At 66.0% G+C, this 22,363-nt stretch carries 19 protein-coding genes; 4 read left to right on the plus strand and 15 right to left on the minus strand.

The window, feature by feature from the left end:
* Nucleotides 1–195 precede the first annotated feature (195 nt).
* Genes F3J19_RS00160 through glyQ form a run of 5 tightly spaced genes read right to left on the minus strand, consistent with a single transcriptional unit; the run spans nucleotide 196 to nucleotide 5,624 of the window.
* Nucleotides 196–1,089, minus strand: coding sequence for a SprT family zinc-dependent metalloprotease (locus F3J19_RS00160; RefSeq protein WP_167035878.1), 894 nt, complete (start codon nucleotides 1,087–1,089; stop codon nucleotides 196–198).
* A 48-nt stretch (nucleotides 1,090–1,137) separates the two neighbouring features.
* Nucleotides 1,138–1,896 carry a lysophospholipid acyltransferase family protein gene (locus F3J19_RS00165; protein WP_167035881.1) on the minus strand — a complete coding sequence of 253 codons (759 nt, stop codon included), beginning with the start codon at nucleotides 1,894–1,896 and terminating at the stop codon, nucleotides 1,138–1,140.
* A gap of 40 nt (nucleotides 1,897–1,936) precedes the next feature.
* Nucleotides 1,937–2,491: a D-glycero-beta-D-manno-heptose 1,7-bisphosphate 7-phosphatase gene (gene gmhB / locus F3J19_RS00170; protein WP_167035884.1), complete on the minus strand. Its 555-nt coding sequence runs from the start codon at nucleotides 2,489–2,491 to the stop codon at nucleotides 1,937–1,939.
* 10 nt (nucleotides 2,492–2,501) lie between these two features.
* Nucleotides 2,502–4,601 (minus strand): glycine--tRNA ligase subunit beta, encoded by a 2,100-nt coding sequence (gene glyS, locus F3J19_RS00175; RefSeq protein ID WP_167035887.1) that lies wholly within the window; start codon nucleotides 4,599–4,601, stop codon nucleotides 2,502–2,504.
* Nucleotides 4,602–4,616: 15 nt separating this feature from the next.
* Complete coding sequence (gene glyQ / locus F3J19_RS00180) at nucleotides 4,617–5,624, minus strand: glycine--tRNA ligase subunit alpha (protein WP_167035890.1); 1,008 nt, start codon at nucleotides 5,622–5,624, stop codon at nucleotides 4,617–4,619.
* Nucleotides 5,625–5,926: 302 nt separating this feature from the next.
* Between glyQ and F3J19_RS00185 the strand changes: the two genes are divergently transcribed.
* Complete coding sequence (locus F3J19_RS00185) at nucleotides 5,927–6,772, plus strand: hypothetical protein (protein WP_167035893.1); 846 nt, start codon at nucleotides 5,927–5,929, stop codon at nucleotides 6,770–6,772.
* Nucleotides 6,773–7,007: 235 nt separating this feature from the next.
* Here F3J19_RS00185 and F3J19_RS00190 read toward each other — a convergent pair whose 3' ends face one another.
* From F3J19_RS00190 to F3J19_RS00200, 3 genes are all read right to left on the minus strand, one after another.
* Nucleotides 7,008–8,618 (minus strand): FMN-binding glutamate synthase family protein, encoded by a 1,611-nt coding sequence (locus F3J19_RS00190; protein WP_167035896.1) that lies wholly within the window; start codon nucleotides 8,616–8,618, stop codon nucleotides 7,008–7,010.
* A 474-nt stretch (nucleotides 8,619–9,092) separates the two neighbouring features.
* Entirely contained in the window at nucleotides 9,093–10,313 is a 1,221-nt protein-coding gene (gene mnmA / locus F3J19_RS00195) for a tRNA 2-thiouridine(34) synthase MnmA (RefSeq protein ID WP_167035899.1), read from the minus strand.
* Between the two features lie 105 nt (nucleotides 10,314–10,418).
* Nucleotides 10,419–10,898 carry an NUDIX hydrolase gene (locus tag F3J19_RS00200; RefSeq protein ID WP_167035902.1) on the minus strand — a complete coding sequence of 160 codons (480 nt, stop codon included), beginning with the start codon at nucleotides 10,896–10,898 and terminating at the stop codon, nucleotides 10,419–10,421.
* Nucleotides 10,899–11,280: 382 nt separating this feature from the next.
* Here F3J19_RS00200 and F3J19_RS00205 point away from each other — a divergent pair, with 382 nt between their 5' ends.
* The 3 genes from F3J19_RS00205 to F3J19_RS00215 are packed head-to-tail and all read left to right on the plus strand — an operon-like array spanning nucleotide 11,281 to nucleotide 14,212.
* The gene (locus tag F3J19_RS00205) at nucleotides 11,281–12,420 is read left to right on the plus strand and encodes a Re/Si-specific NAD(P)(+) transhydrogenase subunit alpha (protein WP_167035904.1); all 1,140 of its coding nucleotides are present in this window, start codon (nucleotides 11,281–11,283) and stop codon (nucleotides 12,418–12,420) included.
* Between the two features lie 13 nt (nucleotides 12,421–12,433).
* Nucleotides 12,434–12,760 carry an NAD(P) transhydrogenase subunit alpha gene (locus F3J19_RS00210; protein WP_167035907.1) on the plus strand — a complete coding sequence of 109 codons (327 nt, stop codon included), beginning with the start codon at nucleotides 12,434–12,436 and terminating at the stop codon, nucleotides 12,758–12,760.
* Nucleotides 12,761–14,212, plus strand: a complete 1,452-nt coding sequence (locus tag F3J19_RS00215; RefSeq protein WP_167035910.1) for an NAD(P)(+) transhydrogenase (Re/Si-specific) subunit beta — start codon at nucleotides 12,761–12,763, stop codon at nucleotides 14,210–14,212.
* 89 nt (nucleotides 14,213–14,301) lie between these two features.
* On the opposite strand, the gene F3J19_RS00220 is transcribed toward F3J19_RS00215, so the two are convergent.
* The 7 genes from F3J19_RS00220 to F3J19_RS00250 all read right to left on the minus strand — a co-directional run bounded on the left by F3J19_RS00220 (nucleotide 14,302) and on the right by F3J19_RS00250 (nucleotide 22,357).
* Nucleotides 14,302–15,042 carry a YafY family protein gene (locus F3J19_RS00220; RefSeq protein ID WP_167035913.1) on the minus strand — a complete coding sequence of 247 codons (741 nt, stop codon included), beginning with the start codon at nucleotides 15,040–15,042 and terminating at the stop codon, nucleotides 14,302–14,304.
* Nucleotides 15,043–15,079: 37 nt separating this feature from the next.
* Nucleotides 15,080–15,463, minus strand: coding sequence for a VOC family protein (locus tag F3J19_RS00225; protein ID WP_167035916.1), 384 nt, complete (start codon nucleotides 15,461–15,463; stop codon nucleotides 15,080–15,082).
* A gap of 231 nt (nucleotides 15,464–15,694) precedes the next feature.
* Nucleotides 15,695–17,002 carry a class I SAM-dependent RNA methyltransferase gene (locus F3J19_RS00230; RefSeq protein ID WP_167035919.1) on the minus strand — a complete coding sequence of 436 codons (1,308 nt, stop codon included), beginning with the start codon at nucleotides 17,000–17,002 and terminating at the stop codon, nucleotides 15,695–15,697.
* 104 nt (nucleotides 17,003–17,106) lie between these two features.
* Nucleotides 17,107–19,257 (minus strand): site-specific recombinase, encoded by a 2,151-nt coding sequence (locus F3J19_RS00235; protein WP_167035921.1) that lies wholly within the window; start codon nucleotides 19,255–19,257, stop codon nucleotides 17,107–17,109.
* Nucleotides 19,258–19,315: 58 nt separating this feature from the next.
* Nucleotides 19,316–20,056: a PqiC family protein gene (locus F3J19_RS00240; protein ID WP_167035925.1), complete on the minus strand. Its 741-nt coding sequence runs from the start codon at nucleotides 20,054–20,056 to the stop codon at nucleotides 19,316–19,318.
* A complete protein-coding gene (locus F3J19_RS00245; protein ID WP_167035928.1) occupies nucleotides 20,053–21,714 on the minus strand; it encodes an MlaD family protein in 1,662 nt (553 codons plus the stop codon). The genes F3J19_RS00240 and F3J19_RS00245 overlap by 4 nt, the downstream gene beginning before the upstream one ends.
* Nucleotides 21,707–22,357, minus strand: a complete 651-nt coding sequence (locus F3J19_RS00250; protein WP_167035931.1) for a paraquat-inducible protein A — start codon at nucleotides 22,355–22,357, stop codon at nucleotides 21,707–21,709. The genes F3J19_RS00245 and F3J19_RS00250 overlap by 8 nt, the downstream gene beginning before the upstream one ends.
* Nucleotides 22,358–22,363: the final 6 nt, after the last annotated feature.

Raw genomic sequence — 22,363 nt, forward strand, 5'->3', positions numbered from 1 at the left:
CGGTAAATGTCTGGTTGAGTGACGGCAATTGTAAATGATTGCCTCATAGCCTGAATTCGACGCCGCGCGGGCGATGCGGCCTGAGCGGGAGGCACGTCGGCGGGTGCGGCTCGCTCGGGAGCGGGCACGAAGACCGCCGCGACCGGCATGCTGCAAATGCCGCGGCGCATCGAGGCGGCAAATCGAGGCGATGCCTCAAAGCGTCGGCAACAACTCCGGCGGATGCGACTTCAGTGTCTGCCGCGCCTCGCGAAATTCCGGAAAGATCGATTCGACGGTTTGCCAGAAGCGCGGACTGTGATTCATCTCGCGCAGATGCGCGAGTTCGTGCGCGACGACGTAATCGATGATGGACAGCGGAAAGTGAATGAGCCGCCAGTTCAGGCGAATCTTGCCGTCGCTCGAACAACTGCCCCAGCGCGTCGCCGCCGACGACAACGCATACGCGCGATAGTTGACGCCGAGCTTCTGCGCGTAAATCGCGAGGCGCTCGCCGAACAGCCGCTTCGCTTCGCCTTGCAGCCAGCCCTGCACGCGGTCCTTGATCTGCTGCGGATCGGCCTGCAACGGCAGCGGCAATTGCAGCGCGGCATGCTCGGCGCTGAACGCGAGCGTGCCGTGCGGCGCGCCGAGCGTGACGCGCACCGGCTGACCGAGGTACGGCACTTCAGCGCCATCTTTCCAGTCGATCTTCGGCAAGGCGCGCTGTTCGACACGCGTTTGCCATTCGATCAGCTTCGTGAAAATCCAGCGCTGCTTTTCGGTGATCGCGGTTTCGATATCGGCGAGCGTGACCCAGCGCGGCGCGGTGATCGTGAGACCGGTGCTGTCGATCGCAAAGCCGATCGAGCGGCGCGCCGAACGCTTGAGCACGTAGTGCAGCGTGCGCGAACCGATGACGAGACTGCGCAGCTTGCTGCCGTCCGGCGCGAGCGGCGCGGCGGGCGGCATGACCGGTGCCGGATTCGATGAACCCGGCGCGGCAGGTGAAGGGGACGACGACATCGACCCCGGCTCGGCGAAGAGCGGGAGATCGAGCTGGCGGTTTTCGAGCGCCGCAGCGGACGGCGGCGTGGGAGACTTCTGCATCGGCTTCGCTTCGCGCAATACGCCTTCGGGCTTCGAGGGCGTGGCGCGTCAGATGGGGGCGGCGGCGGAGTCGCTGGCCGCCGCGCTATAGGCCGAGGGATCGATGCGGCGCATTTCGGCTTCGATCCACTGTTCGACGCGCGTGTTCACTTCGTCGGGCGTGAGCCCCGTCGTGTCGATCGGCTTGCCGATCGACACCGTGACTATACCCGGATATTTCGTAAACGAGTTGCGCGGCCACACGCGTCCCGCGTTGTGCGCGATCGGCACGACCGGCGCGCCGGTCGCGATCGCGAAGCGCGCGCCGCCGGTCTTGTACTTGCCCTGCTTGCCGGTCGGCGTGCGCGTGCCTTCCGGAAACATGATGACCCACGCGCCTTCGGCCATGCGCGCCTTGCCCTGCTTCGTGACCGATTCGAACGCGTACTTGCCTTCCTTGCGGTTGATGTGAACCATCTTCAGCATGCCGAGCGCCCAGCCGAAGAACGGCACGTACAGCAGTTCGCGCTTGAATACATAGCACAGCGGGCGCGGCATGATCGCCGGAAACGCGAGCGTTTCCCACGCCGACTGATGCTTCGACAGCAGCACGGCCGGACCGTCGGGCAGATTCTCGAAACCTTCGATGCGATAGCGGATGCCGTTCAGGTAGCGCACCGTCCACAGCGTGAGGCGGCACCAGCCGGCTGCCATCCAGTAGCGGTTTTCCGCGCGCAGGAACGGAAACGCGATGAAGCACGCGGTCGCATACGGCACCGTGACCAGCACGAAATAGATCAGCAGCAGCAGGGAACGGAGGAAGCGCATCGGCGTGGTCGGTGAAGGTTGGAAACGCGCGGTGCGCGCGTTATTCCTGAGCGTCGGCGAGAAAGTCGAGCGCGAACGCGCGCAGGTCGTCGTGCACGAGCGTGCCGTCGGGCAGGCCGCCGGCCGCGAGCGTCTTGCGGCCCTTGCCGCTCAGCACGAGATGGGTCGGATGACCGAGCGCCGCGCCCGCCTGCAGATCGCGCAGCGAATCGCCCACGACATGCGTTTGTGCCGGATCGATTTCGAAGCGTTCGGCGATCATCTTCAGCATGCCGGGCTTCGGCTTGCGGCATTCGCAATGATCTTCCGCCGTGTGCGGGCAGAAGAACACCGCGTCGATGCGCGCGCCGACGGCCGCGGCCATGCGATGCATCTTCAGATGCATCGCGTTCAACGCGTCCATGTCGAACAGACCGCGGCCGATGCCCGACTGGTTCGTCGCGACCGCAACGCGATAGCCCGCTTGGTTCAGGCGCGCGATCGCTTCGAGCGCGCCGGGCAGCGCGATCCATTCGTCGGGCGACTTGATGAACGCGTCGGAGTCGACGTTGATCACGCCGTCGCGGTCGAGGATCACCACTTTCTTGTTCGGCATGGCGCGGTACTCAGGCGGCGAGTCGGGAAATGTCGGCGACGCAGTTCATCTGCTGATGCAACGCGCCGAGCAAGGCCAGGCGATTGGCACGCAGCGCCGGGTCGTCGGCGTTGACCATCACGTCGTTGAAGAACGTGTCGACCGGTTCGCGCAGCGCGGCGAGCGCGGTGAGCGCGCCGGTGTACTCGCGCGCGGCCAGTTGCGACTGCACGCGCGGCGCGACCTGTTCGAGCTGCGCGTGCAGCGCTTTTTCCGCCGCCTCGGTAAGCAGCGCCGGCTGCACGCCGCCGTTCGCCGCGCCGTCCGACTTCTTCAGGATGTTCGAGATGCGTTTGTTGGCCGCCGCGAGCGATGCCGCTTCGGCGAGCGACGCGAATTCGCGCACCGCGTCGAGACGCGCGACGATGTCGTCGAGGCGCGTCGGATTCAGCGCGAGCACCGCGTCGATTTCGCCGGCCGCATAGCCGCGTTCGCGCAGGAGGCCGCGCAGGCGGTCCATGCTGAACTCGTAGATCGCGTCGGTCGAATCGGCGACGTTCGGCACGCCGGCGAATTGCGCATAGGCGGCGCGCAGCAGTTCGACGAAATCGACCGGCAACTGCTTTTCGACCAGGATGCGCAGCACGCCGAGCGCATGACGGCGCAGCGCGAACGGGTCTTTCTCGCCGGTCGGCTGCAGGCCGATGCCCCAGATGCCGACCAGCGTTTCGAGCTTGTCCGCGAGCGCGACGACGGTGCCGGTCGCGGTGGTCGGCAAGGCGTCGCCCGAGAAGCGCGGCTGATAGTGTTCCGAGCAGGCGAGCGCGACCTCTTCCGGCTCGCCGTCGTGGCGCGCGTAGTACGTGCCCATCGTGCCTTGCAGCTCGGGGAATTCGCCGACCATGTCGGTGATGAGGTCGGCCTTGGCGAGACGCGCGGCGCGCTTCGCGAGCGCGACGTCGGCGCCGGTCAGCGCGGCGATCGCGCCGGCCAGCCCTTCGAGGCGCTCGACGCGTTGCAGCGCCGAGCCGAGCTTGTTGTGATAGACGACGTTCGCGAGCAGCGGCACGCGGTCGGCGAGCGGCTTCTTCTTGTCCTGCGTGAAGAAGAACTTCGCGTCGGCGAGGCGCGGACGCACCACGCGCTCGTTGCCTTCGACGATCTCGTCCGGCGTTTCCGTCTCGATGTTCGACACGATCAGGAAGCGCGAGCGCAGCTTGCCGTTCGCATCGGTCAGCGCGAAGTACTTCTGGTTCGTCTGCATCGTGAGGATCAGGCATTCCTGCGGCACCTGCAGGAATTCGTCCTCGAAGCGGCAGGCGTAGACCACCGGCCATTCGACCAGCGCGGTCACTTCGTCGAGCAGCGACTCGGGCATCACGACCTTGTCGTCGCCGGCCTGTTCGAGCAGTTGCGTGCGGATTGCGTTCTTGCGTTTCGCGAAGCTCGCGATCACGCGGCCCCTGTGTTCGAGCGTTTCGGCATACGAATGCGCATGCTGGATCTGCACGAAGCCTTCGGAGAGGAAGCGATGGCCGAGCGTGGTGTCGTCGGCGTCGATGCCGAGCGCGCTGACCGGCACGACTTCTTCGCCGTGCAGCGCGGTCAGACGATGCGCCGGGCGCACGAATTGCACGCTCGAACCGTCCGGGCGCTGATAGGTCATGAACTTCGGAATCGGCAGCTTCCCGAGCGTTTCGTCGAGCGCGGCCTGCAAGCCGTCGACGAGCGTCGCGCCCGGCGCCGCGTAGCGCAGGAAGAACGCCTCGGCCTTGCCGTCCTGGGCACGTTCGAGATCGTTCACCGAGAAGTCGGGGAAGCCGAGCGCGGCGAGTTTCTTGGCGAGCGGCGCGGTGGGCTGGCCGTCTTTATCGAGCGCGACGGAAACCGGCAGCACTTTTTCGCGCACGTGTTTTTCCGGCGCAACGGCGCGCACGTTGTGAAGCATCACCGCGAGGCGGCGCGGCGTCGCATAGCCTTCGAACGACGGTTCGCCGTCGATCAGATCGCGCGCCGCGAGGCGCTGCGCAATGCCTTCGGCGAAAGCGTCGCCGAGACGCGCGAGCGCTTTCGGCGGCAGTTCTTCGGTCAGCAGCTCGACGAGCAGGGTAGCGTGTTGAGATTGAGTCATGGGTTGATATTCTCGTCAGTCCTGATCGATCTTGCGTTCGACTTTCAGCGGCGGCGCCCACGCGGGCATCGCGGCTTCCTGCTCGTCGGTCGTGAGGCCGGGCACGCCGTGCACCGGATTGCCGAGCATCGGGAAGCCGAGCTTTTCGCGCGAGTCGTAGTAGGCCTGCGCGACCAGACGCGACAGCGCGCGAATCCGGCCGATGTAGGCCGCGCGTTCGGTGACCGAGATCGCGCCGCGCGCGTCGAGCAGGTTGAACGTGTGGCCGGCCTTCAGCACGAGTTCATAGGCGGGCAGCGCGAGCTGCGTTTCGATCATGCGCTTCGCTTCCGCTTCGTAGCTGTTGAAGAACGTGAACAGCAGATCGACGTTCGCGTGCTCGAAGTTGTAGGTGGACTGCTCGACTTCGTTCTGGTGATACACGTCGCCATAGCTCAGGCGGCGCAGTTCGGGGCCGTTCGGGCCTTGCTCTTCCCACTCGGTCCAGACGAGGTCGTAGACGTTCTCGACCTTCTGCAGGTACATCGCGAGACGTTCGAGACCGTAGGTGATTTCGCCGAGCACCGGCTTGCAGTCGAGACCGCCGACCTGCTGGAAGTAGGTGAACTGGGTCACTTCCATGCCGTTCAGCCACACTTCCCAGCCGAGCCCCCAGGCGCCGAGCGTGGGGTTTTCCCAGTCGTCCTCGACGAAGCGCACGTCGTTCTGCTTGAGGTCGAAGCCGAGCGCTTCGAGCGAGCCGAGGTACAGGTCGAGGATGTTTTCCGGCGCGGGCTTGAGCACCACCTGGTACTGGTAGTAGTGCTGCAGACGGTTCGGGTTCTCGCCGTAGCGGCCGTCTTTCGGGCGGCGCGACGGTTGCACGTAGGCGGCGCGCCACGGCTCGGGGCCGATCGCGCGCAGGAACGTATGGACGTGGGACGTGCCCGCGCCGACTTCCATGTCGATCGGCTGGAGCAACGCGCAGCCCTGCTTGTCCCAGTAGGACTGCAAGGTCAGGATGATTTGCTGAAACGTGAGCATGAAGTGCCTTTCGGGCAGGGGGCCGTGCCGCGTGCGCCTGAGCGCCCGAGGCGGCCGTGGAGCGAAGTGCTAAACGCGAGATTTTAACGGAAAGGGCGCGGGGCGGCCTGTTTTGCGGGGGCGGACGGGTTGGGGTGCGGTTTTTGGGCGACAGGCGGGGGCGGGCGGCGCGGCCGTCGTTGGGCCGTCACGAAGTGCCTGTCTGAATAAATTTCTCATTTGGGATAAAAATTAGTCCAATTCTGATAGACGCCGGTGCCTGCGCTTTCGATACTGCCGTTTGCACATCACTTCATGCACACATGTTCGAACCATTGCGGGAGCGCATTTTCCGTTTCGCCGGGAACGGACTTTTCAAGCCGAAGGCGCGAGATCGCGGCGGTACCGCAATGGCGGGTGCGGGCAGCCAGATGATTTCGCGCCTGATAACAGGCGTCAGACGGATCGGCATCCGGTTACTGCTTGCAGTCGTCATTGCAGTGCCGGCGAGGGCCAATGACATGCAGGGAACAATGACGAACAGGCAGATGACTTCCGACCAGCAGGCGCAACTGCTGCGCTTCACTGAAGTCGGTTTGAAATGGGCCGCAGGGCAAATCACGTTCGACGACGTAATACAGCGCCTTGGCAAACCTCAATATCAGTCGGAGCAGATAGACCTGATCAAGTATGCGTATTACCAGAACGGTGTTATGTCGATGCATTTCGTTTACGACAAATTGAAACTCGTCGATGGAAAACCCCGCATCGCTTTCGTCGAGATCGAGGTCAGTAACGACGTTCGCACGAACATTCCCTATGAACATTTCGAAAGTCTGGGTCTGCACCGCCTGGTGCGTGGGGAGACAATCGATGGTATTCGTCGGGAAACCCGCCACTTTTTTGCCCCGACAGGCGCGCTCGAAATACCGCAATTCTACGGAAAGAACTACGTCACTTTTGGGTATCGTTTACCGATGCCGCGTGATTCCCTATTCGACGTAACTGCGGGCTTTAGCTACGACGTGAAATGGATCGACGATAGCGGTCCGCCAGCTCTCCACAATATTCGCAAAGCTGAAAACTTACGCGGCCTCGGAATCAGCCGTCATTACCTGACGCCCAAAGAACTGGAACAGCGACGTCAGGCCACGCAATGGAAGTACTGAACGATCAATCTGCGCATCGCGCAGGGTATGTCCGTACTTTCACGCCATTAGCTGCTCCTGACGCGGCAGGCATAAGCGACTTCTGATTCGGCACGGAAAGATCAGACATGACAGCAATGGAAAAAACGCGAAGCCACATTCCAGCCTCGGCACGGTCAATCTCGGTTCAGGTGGGAGCCGATGACATGCAAGATACTGCCATCAACAAGCCAACGACTCCCACCGGGCACCGCGCTCAGGTCGCCGCCAGCTCCACCTTCGGCGAGAACGAATCGCATTGCGCGATCGGCCAGTACTTCTCGAACAGCGTATAGCGATAGTTGCCGTTGAGCAGGTCGTTCGGTTCGAGATACTTGAGCAGGTCCGACATGAGCCGCACTTCATGCGACGACACGCGCCGCACGATGTGATGCGCGCGCAGTTCCGCCGGGTGGTGCAGCCCCGCCGCCTGGATGATCTCCTGCAAGGCGTGCAGCGTGTTATGGTGGAAGTTGAACACGCGCTCGGCCTTGTCCGGCACGACGAGCGCGCGCTGGCGCACCGGGTCCTGGGTCGCGACGCCGGTCGGGCAGCGGCCCGTGTGGCAGGTCTGCGCCTGGATGCAGCCGACCGCGAACATGAAGCCGCGCGCCGCGTTGACCCAGTCCGCGCCGATCGCGAGCGTCTTCGCGATGTCGAACGCGGTAATCATCTTGCCGCTCGCGCCGATGCGGATGCGCTGCCGCAAGCCGATGCCGACCAGCGTGTTGTGCACGAGCAGCAACCCTTCCTGCAGCGGCACGCCGACGTGATCGGTGAATTCGAGCGGTGCCGCGCCGGTGCCGCCTTCCGCGCCATCGACGACGATGAAGTCTGGCAGGATGCCGGTGTCCAGCATCGCCTTGGCGATGCCGAAGAATTCCCACGGATGCCCGATGCACAGCTTGAAGCCGGTCGGCTTGCCGCCCGACAGCGTGCGCAGCCGCTCGACGAATTCGAGCAGTTCGCGCGGCGTCGAGAACTCGGAGTGCGTGGCCGGCGAAATGCAGTCGCGGCCCATCGGCACGCCGCGCGTTTCCGCGATTTCGGGCGTGATCTTGGCGGCCGGCAGCACGCCGCCGTGGCCGGGCTTCGCGCCTTGCGAAAGCTTGATCTCGATCATCTTCACCTGCGGCTCGGCGGCCTGTCTGGCGAATTTCTCGGGGTTGAACGTGCCGTCGTCGTTACGGCATCCAAAGTAACCCGAGGCGATTTCCCAGATGATGTCGCCGCCATGTTCGCGGTGATACTTCGACATCGAGCCTTCGCCGGTGTCGTGCGCGAAGTTGCCTTTCTTCGCGCCGAGGTTCAGCGCCATGATCGCGTTGGCCGACAGCGAGCCGAAGCTCATCGCCGAGACGTTGAAGATCGACATCGAATACGGCTGCGCGCGATCGGGTCCGACGACGATGCGAAAGTCGTGGCCGTCGAGCTTCGTCGGCGCGAGCGAGTGGCTGATCCATTCGTGCGCGACCGCTTTCACGTCGAGTTCGGTGCCGTACGGGCGGCTGTCGACGTCGTTCTTCGCACGCTGATAGACGATGCTGCGCTGCGCGCGCGAGAACGGTTTTTCGTCGGTATCGTCCTCGACGAAGTACTGCCGGATCTCCGGGCGGATGAACTCGAAGATGAAGCGCATATGGCCCCAGAGCGGGTAGTTGCGCAGGATCGCATGGCGCTGCTGGGTCAGGTCGAACAGGCCGAGCGCGACGAGCGCCGCCGGCACGACGAGCCAGAACCACGACAGGTGATGCGTCGCGGCAAGCGCGGCACATGCGACGAGGAGCGCGACTGCGCACCACATGGCCAGATAGCGTCGAGAAAACATGGAGACTCCGGTACGGTGAAAATCATTGCGGCGGGATCATGCGCGCGGGTCGCGCGGACGGCATCCGCCGCGAAGGAAAACGGGTGGCCGTGGGTCGGCGTACAGCGGATGTTAGCCCGAAATGTTAGCCCGAAGCGGCCGCGCGCGCCGTGGCGTGCGCAGGGCGTGCAAAGCTCGCGAGCCCGGGGACGCACGAAAAGGCACGAAAAGCGGCGCAGCGCGGGCAGGCGGGCGGCAGCTTACGGTCGCACGCGAAGGTGAAGCTCGTGTGACTCGGGCGCGCAAGGCGACGGGAGAGGATGAGGCGAGCGCAACGGCTGCGGCGGATATGACTGCCACGGCCGGGGGGCCGGGGCGGCGGGACGTATCAGGCGCGGCGGGGGGCCAGGGCAGCGGGGCATATCAGGCGCGGTGCGGCGGGGAGCCGGAACCACGCAACACGCCGTTCCCGCCACCCACGCCGCTTTGCCTCGCTCAATGTCCGCCGAGCAGCGCCGCTTTTTGCAGTGTGCCCTGCGGCTTTTTCCGCGAGCGCGCTTTCGGCTGCTTGGGCGGCTGGGCTTGCGGCAGTTCGGCCGGCTGGCCGGTCATCGCCTGTTCGATGATGCCGCCGCCGAGGCACACGTCGCCGTCGTAGAGCACCGCCGATTGTCCCGGCGTGACGGCCCATTGCGCGGCCTCGAAGGTCAGCTCGAAGAGGCCGTTGCCGGCCGCGCCGCCCTTGGCGCTGCCGAACGTGCAGGCCGCGTCGGCTTGCCGGTAGCGCGTTTTCGCGCCGCACACGAAGCCTTCGGGCGGCGGCTCGCCTGCGACCCAGCTCGTATTGCCGGCCGACAGCGTGTGGCACAGCAGCCACGGATGCTCGTGGCCCTGCGCGACGAACAGCGTATTCGAGGCAATGTCCTTGGCCGCGGCGAACCACGGATCGCCGTTGCCGTCCTTGCTGCCGCCGAGGCCGATGCCCTTGCGCTGGCCGAACGTGTAGAACGCGAGGCCGATGTGTTCGCCGACCACCTTGCCGTCGGTCGTCATCATCGGGCCGGGCTGGGTCGGCAGATAGCGGTTCAGGAAGTCGCGGAACGGCCGTTCGCCGATGAAACAGATGCCGGTCGAGTCCTTCTTCTTCGCGTTCGGCAGGCCGATCTGTGCGGCGATCTCGCGTACCTTCGTCTTCGGCATTTCGCCGAGCGGAAACAGCGTCTTCGACAGTTGCGCCTGGTTCAGTCGGTGCAGGAAGTACGACTGGTCTTTCGTATGATCCAATGCCTTCAGCAGTTCGAAGCGGCCGTCGCGCTCGTGGTTCTGGCGCACGCGCGCGTAGTGGCCGGTCGCGATGGTTTCCGCGCCGAGCGACATCGCGTGATCGAGAAAGGCCTTGAACTTGATTTCGGCGTTGCACAGCACGTCCGGGTTCGGCGTGCGGCCGGCCGAGTATTCGCGCAGGAATTCGGCGAACACGCGGTCCTTGTATTCGGCCGCGAAGTTGACCGCTTCGACGTCGATGCCGATCAGGTCCGCCACCGACACCACGTCGATCCAGTCCTGGCGGGTCGAGCAGTATTCGCTGTCGTCGTCGTCTTCCCAGTTCTTCATGAACAGGCCGACCACGTCGTAGCCCTGTTCCTTCAGCAGCCACGCGGTGACCGACGAATCGACGCCGCCCGACATGCCTACTACGACTTTGCGCTTGCTCATAAGGTGCTCATTGGGTGCTGCATGACTGCATGGATCGTGAAATGGCCGCTCGTGACGGCTGCTGCAACGGTTGCCGGGCGGTTGGCCGCGGCGCTTATCTGGCGCTTATCTTTTCGGCCCGACCGAATGCGTGTGCACGAAGTCGAGCGGGAAACGCCGGCCGGCCAGGTAATCGTCGACGCATTGCATGACGAGCGGCGTGCGGTGCCGCTCGGGGCAGGCACGTAACTCGTCGGCGCTCATCCACAGCGTGCGGACGATGTCGGGATCGAGCGCGCGCGCCGGGTCCGGTGCGCCGCCCGCGCCGCAATAGGTGAAGCGCAGGTACGTGATGCCCTCGCGCTCCGGCCGCTCGAAGTGGGTCATGTACATGCCGACTAGCGCTTCAGGCGCGAACGAATGGGCGGTTTCCTCGAGCGTTTCGCGGATCACCGCGTCCAGCAGCGTTTCGCCCGCTTCCAGATGGCCGGCGGGCTGGTTCAGGCGCAGGCCGGCGGCGGTGTGCTCCTCGACCAGCAGGAAGCGCCCGTCACGCTCGACGATCGCCGCGACGGTCACGTGCGGCAGCCAGGTTTCCGGTTTCATGGGTGCGCATTTTACCGGTTATGGGCATGGGCTGCCGGGCGTCGGCGCGGGCGGGGCCGGGGTGGCCGGCGCGGCTTGCGTGGCCGTACGGCCGCGCGGCCGGAGGATGGGAGTGCGGATAAGCCAGGGATTGGCGAGGAATAGGCGAGGCATCAGCCGGGAATAAGCAACGAATAAGCAACGAATAAGCGACGAATAAGCGAGGAATAAGCACGCCCGTCCGGAATCGCCCAGCCACATTGCCGTGCCCCCCGCATTGACCCCGATTTTTGCACCGCGGCGGTTTCGGTTAAAGTGGGACCTTCGTTAGCCGTTGCATCTGCAAGCCGGCGTGCCTCGTCGGCCGATCCGTCGTCAAACAGGAAGTCGAGGAGGAACAACGATGCACATCGGAGTGCCAGCCGAGACGCGCGCGCATGAAACCCGCGTTGCCGCGACGCCCGAAACGGTCAAGAAATACGTGGCGCAGGGCCACCGCGTCACGCTCCAGAGCGGCGCCGGGGCCGGCGCGAGCTTTCCCGACGAGGCCTATACGGCCGTGGGCGCGGAAATTGTCGATGCGGCCACCGCGTTCGGCGCCGATCTCGTCCTCAAGGTCCAGTCCCCCACCGACACCGAACTGCCGCTCCTGAAGCGCGGCGCGACGCTTGTCGGCATGCTCGATCCGTTCAACGCCGACAACGCCCAGAAGCTCGCCGCCGCCGGCCTCACCGCGTTTGCGCTCGAAGCCGCGCCGCGCACCACGCGCGCGCAGAGCCTCGACGTGCTGTCGTCGCAGGCGAACATCGCCGGCTACAAGGCGGTGCTGCTCGCGGCGACGCTTTATCCGCGCTTCATGCCGATGCTGATGACGGCCGCCGGCACCGTAAAGGCCGCGCGCGTGCTGATTCTCGGCGCGGGCGTGGCCGGCTTGCAGGCCATCGCGACCGCGAAGCGCCTCGGCGCCGTGCTCGAAGCGTCGGACGTGCGGCCGGCCGTGAAGGAGCAGATCGAATCGCTCGGCGCCAAGTTTCTCGACGTACCTTACGAAACCGACGAAGAGCGCGAGGCTGCGCAGGGCGTCGGCGGCTACGCGCGGCCGATGCCGCCGTCGTGGCTTGCGCGCCAGGCGGCGCTCGTGCATGAGCGCGCGAAGCAGGCCGACGTGGTGATCTCGACCGCGCTGATTCCGGGCCGTCCCGCGCCGACGCTGCTGTCGGTCGACACCGTGCAGGCGATGAAGCCGGGCTCGGTCATCGTCGATCTGGCGGCCGGGCGCGGTGCGGAATACGAGGGCCGGCGCGGCGGCAACTGCCCGCTGACCGAGGCGGACCAGGTGGTCGTCAAGCACGGCGTGCAGATTGTCGGCTATACGAACCTGCCGGCGATGGTGCCCGCCGATGCGTCGTCGCTGTACGCGCGCAACCTGCTCGACTTCCTGAAGCTGATCGTCACCAAGGAAGGCGCGCTCAACATCGATCTCGCGGACGACATCGTCGCGGCCACGCTGCTGGCGCGCGACGGTCAGGTCACGCGCAAGTAACGGGAGAGCGGCGATGGAAGTCATCAATCACACCGTGATCAATCTGATCATCTTCGTGCTGGCGATCTACGTCGGCTATCACGTGGTCTGGAACGTCACGCCCGCGCTGCATACGCCGCTGATGGCCGTGACCAACGCGATCTCGGCGATCGTGATCGTCGGCGCGATGCTCGCGGCGGGCCTGACGGTCGGCGGCGCGGGCAAGTTCTTCGGCACGATCGCGGTCGCGCTCGCGGCCGTCAACGTGTTCGGCGGCTTTCTCGTCACGCGGCGAATGCTCGAGATGTTCAAGAAGAAAGAGCCGAAGAAACTTCCCGCTGGCGGCAAGGAGGGTGCGTAAATGAGCCTGAACGTCGTCACGCTGCTGTATCTGGTCGCGTCGGTCTGCTTCATCCAGGCGCTCAAGGGGCTGTCCAATCCGAAGACCGCGCGCGTCGGCAATACCTTCGGCATGGTCGGCATGGCGATCGCGATTCTCACGACCATCGCGCTGATCTCGAAAGAGGCCGCCGCGCTCGGCTCCAATCTCGGCCTCGGGCTTGGCCTGCTGCTGGGCGGGCTGGTGGTCGGCGGCGCGATTGGTGCGTTCGTCGCCGCGCGCGTCGAGATGACGAAGATGCCCGAACTCGTCGCGGCCATGCACTCGCTGATCGGTCTAGCCGCGGTGTGCATCGCGTATGCGGTCGTCTCCGAGCCGGCCGCGTTCGGCCTCATCGATCCCGACAATCCAATCCCGGGCTTCCTGCCGTACGGCAATCGCATCGAGCTGTTCATCGGCACGTTCGTCGGCGCGATCACGTTCTCGGGCTCGGTGATCGCGTTCGGCAAGCTGTCGGGCAAGTACAAGTTCCGGCTCTTCCAGGGCGCGCCGGTCGTGTACGCGGGCCAGCATCTGATCAACCTGATGCTCGCGCTCGCGATGATCGGCTTCGGCATCCTCTTCTTCCTCACGCAATCGTGGCTGCCGTTCATCATCATGACGGTCATTGCGTTCGTGCTCGGTGTGCTCATCATCATTCCGATCGGCGGCGCGGACATGCCGGTCGTCGTGTCGATGCTGAACTCGTACTCGGGCTGGGCGGCGGCCGGCATCGGCTTCTCGCTGAACAATCCGATGCTGATCATCGCGGGCTCGCTGGTGGGTTCGTCGGGGGCGATCCTGTCGTACATCATGTGCAAGGCGATGAACCGCTCGTTCTTCAACGTGATTCTCGGCGGCTTCGGCAACGAGGCGGGCGCGGCGACGGGCGGTGCGACGGAGCAGCGTCCGGTGAAATCGGGTTCGGCCGACGATGCCTCGTTCATGCTCGGCAACGCCGAAACCGTCGTGATCGTGCCGGGCTACGGGCTGGCCGTGGCGCGCGCGCAGCATGCGTTAAAGGAGTTGACCGACAAGCTCGTCGAGAAGGGCATCGAGGTGAAGTACGCGATTCACCCGGTGGCGGGCCGCATGCCGGGTCACATGAACGTGCTGCTCGCCGAGGCCGAGGTGCCGTACGACATGGTCTACGAGATGGAAGACATCAACGGCGAGTTCGGCCAGGTCGACGTGGTGCTCGTGCTCGGCGCGAACGACGTGGTGAATCCGGCGGCGAAGAACGATCCGAAGTCGCCGATCGCGGGCATGCCGATCATCGAGGCGTACAAGGCGCGCACCGTGATCGTCAACAAGCGTTCGATGGCGGCGGGCTATGCCGGGCTCGACAACGACCTGTTCTACATGGACAAGACGATGATGGTGTTCGGCGACGCGAAGAAGGTGATCGAGGAGATGGTGAAGGCGGTGGAGTAGGCGTACCCGGTTTCGTTGTTCGCGGTTCGTTTCAGTCCACTCGCCGCTCGCCGCCTGTGCTGATAGCAACGGCGACGGGCGGCGGGCTCTCACCGCGACTTCGCATTGACATGCCGCAGCAGGTCCGCGAGCCGCCTGCCTTCCCGATCAGGATAAGTTTCGAGCACCTCGAGATCGCGGATCTTTTCGAGCCCGAAATTGCGGAAATCGCCGCGCAGTTCGCACCATGCACCGAGCGTCCAGCGCGCGCCCCAATACGCGAGCGCGAGCGGCCAGACGCGCCGCTCGGTGTTCGCGCCTTTCGCGTCGGTGTACGCGAAACGCACCACCTGGCGCATGTCGATCGCGCGATGCAGCGTATCGAGCTGCGCCGAAAAATCCCCTTTGATGTGAAACGACGGTGCGAAGATCGCGAGCCGTTCGAGCGTCGCGCGCTTGTCGGCGGGCATCGCCGAGGCGATCTTCGCAAGTGCTCCGCGCGCGCCGCTTGCGAAGCCCGCGCCGCCCCACGATTCGAGCATGCGCGCGCCGGCTGCGAGCGCGGCGAGTTCGTCGGCGGTGAAGGTGAGCGGCGGCAGACTCGCCGAGCGCGAGAGCCGGTAGCCGATGCCGGCTTCGCCTTCGATCGGCACCCCTGACAATTGCAGATCGCGCACGTCGCGATAGACCGTGCGCAGCGAAACGTTGAGCCAGTCGGCCAGTTGCTGCGCGGTGGTCAGGCGCCGCCCGCGCAGCAACTCGGCGATCTGGAACAGGCGGTCGGCGCGGCGCGTCATCGTGGGCGTCGGGTAGAAGAGGAGGGGGAGGGTCCCGCGATGATAGCGCCGCATGGCGGCTTCCGGTGGACGTGCGGCGAGCCGGGTGCGCCTAGCCGTTGGTACGCGAATGTAGGCCGACGCGGTTGCCCTCGGTATCGATGAAGAACGCGATGTAGCCGATATCCTGCGGCAGCTCGATCACCGGGCCGTCGGTCTTGCCGCCCGCCCGCTCGATGCGCGCGAGGGCGGCGTTGACGGTGGGCTGCGCGTTCAGGTAGACGGTGACGCCGTCGGCGGCAGGCTTCATCGACGGGCCGTGGACGATCGCGCCGCCGGTGGCCGGCTCTTCATAGCCGAACGTGGCGATCGGCTGACCGCCGAACTCCTGGCGGTTCAGTTCGACATCGAGCGCGGCTTCGTAAAAGCGCACCGCGCGGTCGAAATCGACGGACGGAATTTCGAACCAGGCAACGACTTTGGGCAATGCGGACATGACACTCTCCTTCGGTTGGCAGTAGGCCGTACAAGGCGCCGGATGGCGTGAGAAGGAGTGTGCTGGAGGGCTGCTGACAGCGTAGTGGCAGTAGGGGGCGAGTGGTTTGTCTGTGCCGTCGTCCCTTACCACATCAAATGAAAAAGCCACGGTCGTGAGACCATGGCTTTTCTTGCCGGCATGGCGTGCTTGCAATGCGGCGTCGCTTGAGGCTTGACGCGCTTCGTTGCCTTAGCCCGCCGCCGACACATCCCCCTGCGGCCGCTGCCGTACACTGCCCGCGATCAGGTCGAAGCGGAACAGCCGGCATTCGAGCGCGCCGTTAAAGAGCGGTGTCTTGGTCGATTCGCGCAGCCGCAACTGGCCCGGCAGCTTGCGATCCGAGGTCAGGATAAACGCGTTCCAGCCGGCAAAACGCTGCTTCAATGCATTGCCGAGCGACTGGAAAAATTCGCTGTCGGGCGCTTCTTCCTGAATGCGGCGAAAGCCGTCGTCGTCGCGATGCTCGCGATTGCCGCGTCCTTCGCGCAACTCGCCGCGTGCATTGCGGCCGCGCACTTCGATCCGCTCGCCATACGGCGGATTCGCGACGAGGATGCCGGCCCCCGAGGCGGGCGGCGTCATGTCGCGCGCATCGAGCTGCTTGAGCGGAATCGTCGGCAAGCCGGCGCGCTCGAAGTTCGCGCGTGCTTTTTCGAGCATGTCGCCGGAGATGTCGCTGCCGAAAATCTGCAAGTCGGTGCCGCGAGAACCGCGTGCCGTGTTTTTCGCTTCGAGCGCCGCGCCCTTCAGCGCTTGCCAGGTCCGCGAGTCGAACTGCTTGAGCTTCTCGAAGCCGAAGCGGCGCTCGACGCCCGGCGCGATGTTCAGCGCAACCTGCGCCGCTTCCGCGAGGAACGTGCCGCTGCCGCACATCGGGTCGTAGAGCGGCGTGCCGGCTTGCCAGCCCGTGAGACGCAGAATGCCCGCCGCGAGGTTTTCGCGCAGCGGCGCGGCACCCTTGTCGAGACGCCAGCCGCGCTTGAAGAGCGGGTCGCCCGACGTGTCGAGGTAAAGCGTGCAATCGGTCGCCGTCAGGAACGCGAACACGCGCACGTCGGGCATCGCGGTGTCGATGCTCGGGCGCGCGCCGCTCTTTTCGCGCAGACGGTCGCAGATCGCGTCCTTCACGCGCAGCGTCGTGAATTCGAGGCTGCGCAGCGGCGACTTGATCGCGGTGACGTCGACACGCAGCGTCTCGTGCGCGGAGAACCACTGCTCCCAGCGCTGTTCGACCGCGAGTGCGTAGATGTCCTGTTCGTTGCGGTAGGGCCGATGCGCGATTTTCAGCAGCACGCGGCTCGCGAGCCGCGAATGCAGGTTGGCGGCCATGCCGGCGGCCCAGCCGCCGCGGAAATGCACGCCGCCCGGCACCTGGGCGCCGGCCGTGAACGGTGCGCCGTTCAGATGCTGGGCGGCAATTTCGGCAATTTCGGCGAGTTCGGCCGCGAGCGGAGCTTCGAGCCCGCGCGGGCAAGGAAGGAAGAAATCGAAGGACATTGAGGTTGCCGCAAGGCTTGGGATAAGGCGCTATTGTACGCGGTCGGGGTGGGCGGCCCGGCGCGATTCGTGCCGGGCCAGGCGAGGGTGCCGCCCGGCTCGCCTTACCGCCCCTGCGGTTCCACCTTTGCCGGCCACACGAGTTCCAGCGGCCGCCGCCGCAGCCGCTGCCAGATTGCGCCACGCAGCGAGCGCACCGCGCTGCGCCGCAAATCGCGCGATTTCGCGGCCATATAGAACGCCAGCGCGAAACTGACTGCGACGTTGAGAATCGCCATGCTGCCGACGCCCGCCACCGCCCACCACAGCGCCGGCAGTCGCAGCGCGTCCTTGCCGAGCACGCCGAGCGCGACGCCGATCGAGCCGGCGCTGAGCGTCACGTGACGCACCTCGAACTTGAACGCGAACGCGGTCAGGATCGCCGGCACGAGTCCGAGCATCAGACCGAGCGTGATATTGCCGGCCACGCCCGCGACGTTCGTGCGGCAGAAACGTGCGAGACGCTCGGCACCGGCCGCGCCGAGCGTCATGCGCAGACGGCGGTTGTAGGCGAGCGCATCGGCGACGCGATGCAGGATGAACCAGTTGTCCGCCCAGCCCGCGAGCAGGCTCGACGACCACAGCAGCACGCCGGTCAGCGCCGCGTAGAACGGCGTCGGCCCGACGAGCGAGAACGACTGCAGCGTCGCGAGCGCCTTGTCGGCGGAGATCAGATCGGTGTGGAACAGCGCGTGCCACAGCAGGTCCACGCCGAGGCTCACGGGGAACACGAGCAGCACGTTGCCGAGCACGGCGGCGGCCTGGGTGCGCATCAGCGCCGTCACCGAGCTGACGAAGCTGTCGACGCCCGCCGGCGTGCCGACGTCGTCGAGTTCGCGCGCGAGCGTCGGCGCGGTCATGGCCGGCTGCTTGGTCGCGAGCGAGAAGTGCAGGAAGTGCATGAGCAGGAAGCTCGCCGAGTAGTTGATGCCGGCGAGCAGGCCTTCGAGCATCGCGTGCAGATGCGCGCCCGTGATCGCGAACTTCACGCAGACCGTCACGACGGTGACGAGCCCGCCGCCGGCCGCCATGCGCATCATCTTCAGATACTCGGCGCGGTCGCGCGCGATGTAGTGCTCGCCGGTGTCGGCACTGTACTCGACGACCTTGCGCGCGAGCAGCGAGAAATTGCTGCGCGCGAGATGCGCGACGCTCTGGCTGGCCTGATTCGCGCGCACGAGTTCGGCGCTCAGGCGCGCGACCGCGCGCAGGTCGTCGCGCGCGAGCCAGGCGTCGAGCAGATGCTCGGCGCGCTCGATGCGCATGCGCATCCGCTCGACCTGGAACACGATGTCGACGCTCACGCCGTTGCGATACAGATGCGCGAACACGTTGTCGGTCGCGACGCGGCACTCGTCGAGCAGCAGCCGCAGATAGTTGACCTCGCGCAGCAGCGGCTCCTGCGGGCTGCCCGCGGCGTAGGCGTCGTGCGCGGCTTCGAGCGCGAGCATCGCGCGCGTGAGCCGGTAGAACGGCTGTTTTTCCATCGCGACGCGCACGTCGCTCGTGTCGTCGGCGAGTGCGTCGCTTGCGGCCGCGCCGCCGAGGCGGCTGCGCACCGTCTGCGACAGACCGGTCGAGCTGATCTGGCAGGTGAGGTTATGCAGCGCGGCGAGCAGATCGAGCGAGAACGGCGTGCTGTTGCGCGCTGCGTCTTCAGCGGAGGCGAAGCCGAACAGCGCGTGAATGCGCGCGAGCAGATCGGCGGGCAGCGTGTCGATCCATTCCGCGTCGAGCCCGGAGCCGAACATCAGCGTGACGATCGCGGTGAGGTCGCGGCGGTTCGGCGCGGGCGGGATCAGCGAGGCTTCGACGCGTTCGAACACCGCGCCGAAGAAGCCGGAATGCACGGGCATGCCGGCGTCGCAGAGCAGCGAAAGGCTGTCGCTTTCGCGCAGCAGCGCGCGCAGAATGCCGGCCACGTTGGCCTTCCACGCGGGATTGCGATCGAGCACGTGCAGCAGATAGCGGATGCGCGTGTGCGCGGGGTTCTTCGATGGCGGCGCGGCGGATTCGGCGGCGCTGTTCGCGGTCTCGGCCGCGCCGGGCTGCACCGTGCGGCCGCGGCGAATCCAGTGCGCGAGTTCGATCAGCCATTCGCTGCGCTCCGCGTAGGGCGCGGTTTGATCGGCGATCGCGAGCAGCGCATCGAGTTGATGCCCGCCGTCGCGCGACGCGCGCCATTTTCTGATGAGTCGTTTGAGCGAGTCGAACATGGTTTTTCTGTGTCCTGCGGATGCCGAGGGGGATGGGTGGGCCGGTGCCTCGAATGCCTCAGGCGCCGCTTCCCGTGTTCATCCCCGCGGCCGGACACGGCGGCACGGCCACCGCCGCCGCTTTCCCTGCCGCCGCACCCACACCGCTCGCCGCCATCGCCCGCACCGCCGACGCGATCTGCGTCGACACTTCCGCGAGCGCGCGCCGATGTCCGTCGACGAGCGCGTCATACCCGCTGCCAACCGTCTCGCCGACCACGCTGCGGCACGTCATCACCGCATTGCCGCGCACGGCCCGCACGCTCCACACCGCATCGATCAGCGCATGCGAGCCGGGCCACGATTCGAAGCGCTGCACGTTCATGGCGATCCGGTACACCGGCGTGTTGTCCGAACGCGCGGTGCCGAACGCATCGAGGGTGCCGAGCTGCTGCGTCAGGTCCGTCGACAGCGCGCGGCGAATTTCGTCGCCAGGCAGCGAGGCCCAGCGCTCCTGTTCGAGCAGTTGCACCTGGGTCGGACCGCTTTGCACGACCAGCTGATTTCTCGACACCTGCGGCGGCACGTTGACCGGCGCGACTTCGATCAGCCACGCGGGCGCGGTCGCCGTGCGCGCCGTGGCCGGCGCCGGCGCATCGGCGCCGCCCAGCGTATAGAAGTGGCTCGACGGCGACGCGCACGCCGCGAGCGCGGCCGCCGCGACGAGCGCGCCGCCCTGCACGATACCGCGCACGAGCGCGCGCGGCGGGCGGGGCAGGCGACGTGGGCGAGGCGGGCGGTGGAACCGGGCAAACATCATGGTTTATCTCCTGATTTACCGCGCAACAGCGATTCGGGATGGCGCTCCAGATAATCCGACAGCGCATTGAGCGACTGCAACGTGCGCGTCAGTTCCTGCAACGCCTGATGAACGTCGGACTGCAACGGCGAGTCCTGCTGCAAGGTCGCCTCGGCCGAGCTGAAGGTCTGCTTCGCGGCCGAGAGCGTGTCGCGCGCCTGCGGCACGACTTCCGTGTCGAGGCGCGAGAACAGCTGGTCGGCATTCTTCAGCGCGCTGTTCAGGTTGTTGCCGATCTGGTCGAACGGCACCTTGTCGAGCTTCTTCGCGATGTCGGCAACCTGCAGCTGCAATTCGTCGAGCGTGTTCGGAATGGTCGGCAGCTCGATCGGATCGTTCGTCACGTCGACGCTGGCAGGCGGCGCTTTCGGGAAAATATCGAGCGCCACGTAGAGCTGGCTCGTAATCAGGTTGCCGGTGCGCAGCTGGCCGCGCAGCCCGTGCTTGACCAGTTGCGCGAGCAGGTTCTGACCGGCGAGCGTGCCCGGGGCCGGCGCGGTTTCGCGGAAGCGCTTGCCGAGGCGGTCCGGATACACGTTCATCGTGACCGGCATCGTGAAGCTGCGCGTCTTCGGGTCGTAGTCGATGCCGATGTTGGTCACCTGGCCGAGCACGATGCCGCGGAAGTCGACCGGCGCGCCGATCGACAGCCCGCGCAGCGACTGGTTGAAGTTCATCACGACGCGCAGCGGGATGCCGTCCGGTTCGCGCATCGCGTCCGCTTCGTCGGAGCCGAGGCGGAACGTCTGGTTGTTCGGCGCCTGCGGGCCCATGTTCTGGCCGAGCGGCGACTGGAACGACAGGCCGCCGACGATCACCGTCGCGAGCGACTGCGTGTTCAGCTTGAAGCCGCTCGAATCGAGCCGCAGATCGACACCGCTCGCATGCCACCAGCGCGTGTTGGTGCCGACGTACTGGTCGAACGGCGCGGACACGAACACCTGCATCGTCACGCCGGTGCCGTCCTTGTCGAGCGAGAAGCCGACTACCTGGCCGACCTGCACGCGCCGGTAGAAGATCGGCGAGCCGATGTCGATCGAGCCGAGCGAGTCGCCATGCAGCGTGTACTGGCGGCCCTTCTGGTCGCCGGTGATCGGCGGCGGCGTTTCGAGGCCGACGAAGCTCTTTTCCGTTTCGGTCGAGCGGCCCGCGTCGGCGCCGATATAGGCGCCCGAAAGCAGGGTGGTCAGACCCGACACGCCGCTCGCGCCGACCCGCGGGCGCACGACCCAGAAGCGCGAGTCCTTGACCGCGAACTGTTCGCCTTCCTTGGTGAGCTGCACCTGCACGAGCACGTGCGACAGATCCTGCGCGAGCCTGATCGTCTTGACCGAGCCGACGTCGACGTCCTTGTACTTGACCTTGGTCTTGCCGGGCTCGAGCCCTTCGGCACTGATGAAGCTGATCGTGATGACGGGCCCGCGCTCGGTCACCGACTTGACCACGAGCGCGATGCCGATCAGCGCGGCGATCAGCGGAATCACCCAGACGAGCGAGGGCAGCCAGCGGCTGCGCGGCTCGATGTCGGGGTCGGGCAGATGAGGCGGCAGCTTCGGTCCGTTCGAATCGTGGCGCGGCGCATCGTCGGAAGCGGGCGTCGGTCCTTGCGGGCTAGTCATGATGAGGGTCCTGAGGTTGGGAGGGGCTGCCTTCCACGGGGTCCCAGATGAGCCGTGGATCGAATTGCATGGAGGCGATCATGGTCAGGATCACGACCGAGCCGAACGCGATCGCGCCCGGTCCGGCCGTGATCACGGCCAGCGACCTGAAGCGCACGAGTGCCACCGTGAGCGTGACGACGAACACGTCGAGCATCGACCAGCGGCCGATGCGCTCGACCATCCGGTAGAGCGTCGTGCGCTGCTGCGGACGCCAGCGCGAGCGGCGCTGCGCCGTGGCGGTCAGCAGCGCGAGCACGCCGAGCTTGAGCATCGGCACCATGATGCTCGCGATGAACACGATCACCGCGAGCGGCCAGTCGCCCGAGGTCCAGAAATAGACGACGCCGCTCATGATGGTGTCGTCCTCGGAGCCGAGCAGCGACGCGGTGTGCATCACGGGCAGCAGGTTCGCGGGAATATACAGCAGCGCGGCCGCGATCAGCAGTGCCCAGGTACGCGTCAGGCTGTCGGGATGGCGCGAGTGCAGGTGCGCGCCGCAGCGTCCGCAGTGCTGCGGCGCGCGCGAGCGCACGCGCGGCTCGACGCGTCCGCACGCATGACAGGAAATGAAGCCCGCGCGTTTCGCGGTGACGTATTTCATCGCGGG

It is taken from the genome of Burkholderia sp. Ax-1724, from assembly GCF_011752995.1.
Classification (GTDB): Bacteria; Pseudomonadota; Gammaproteobacteria; order Burkholderiales; family Burkholderiaceae; genus Paraburkholderia.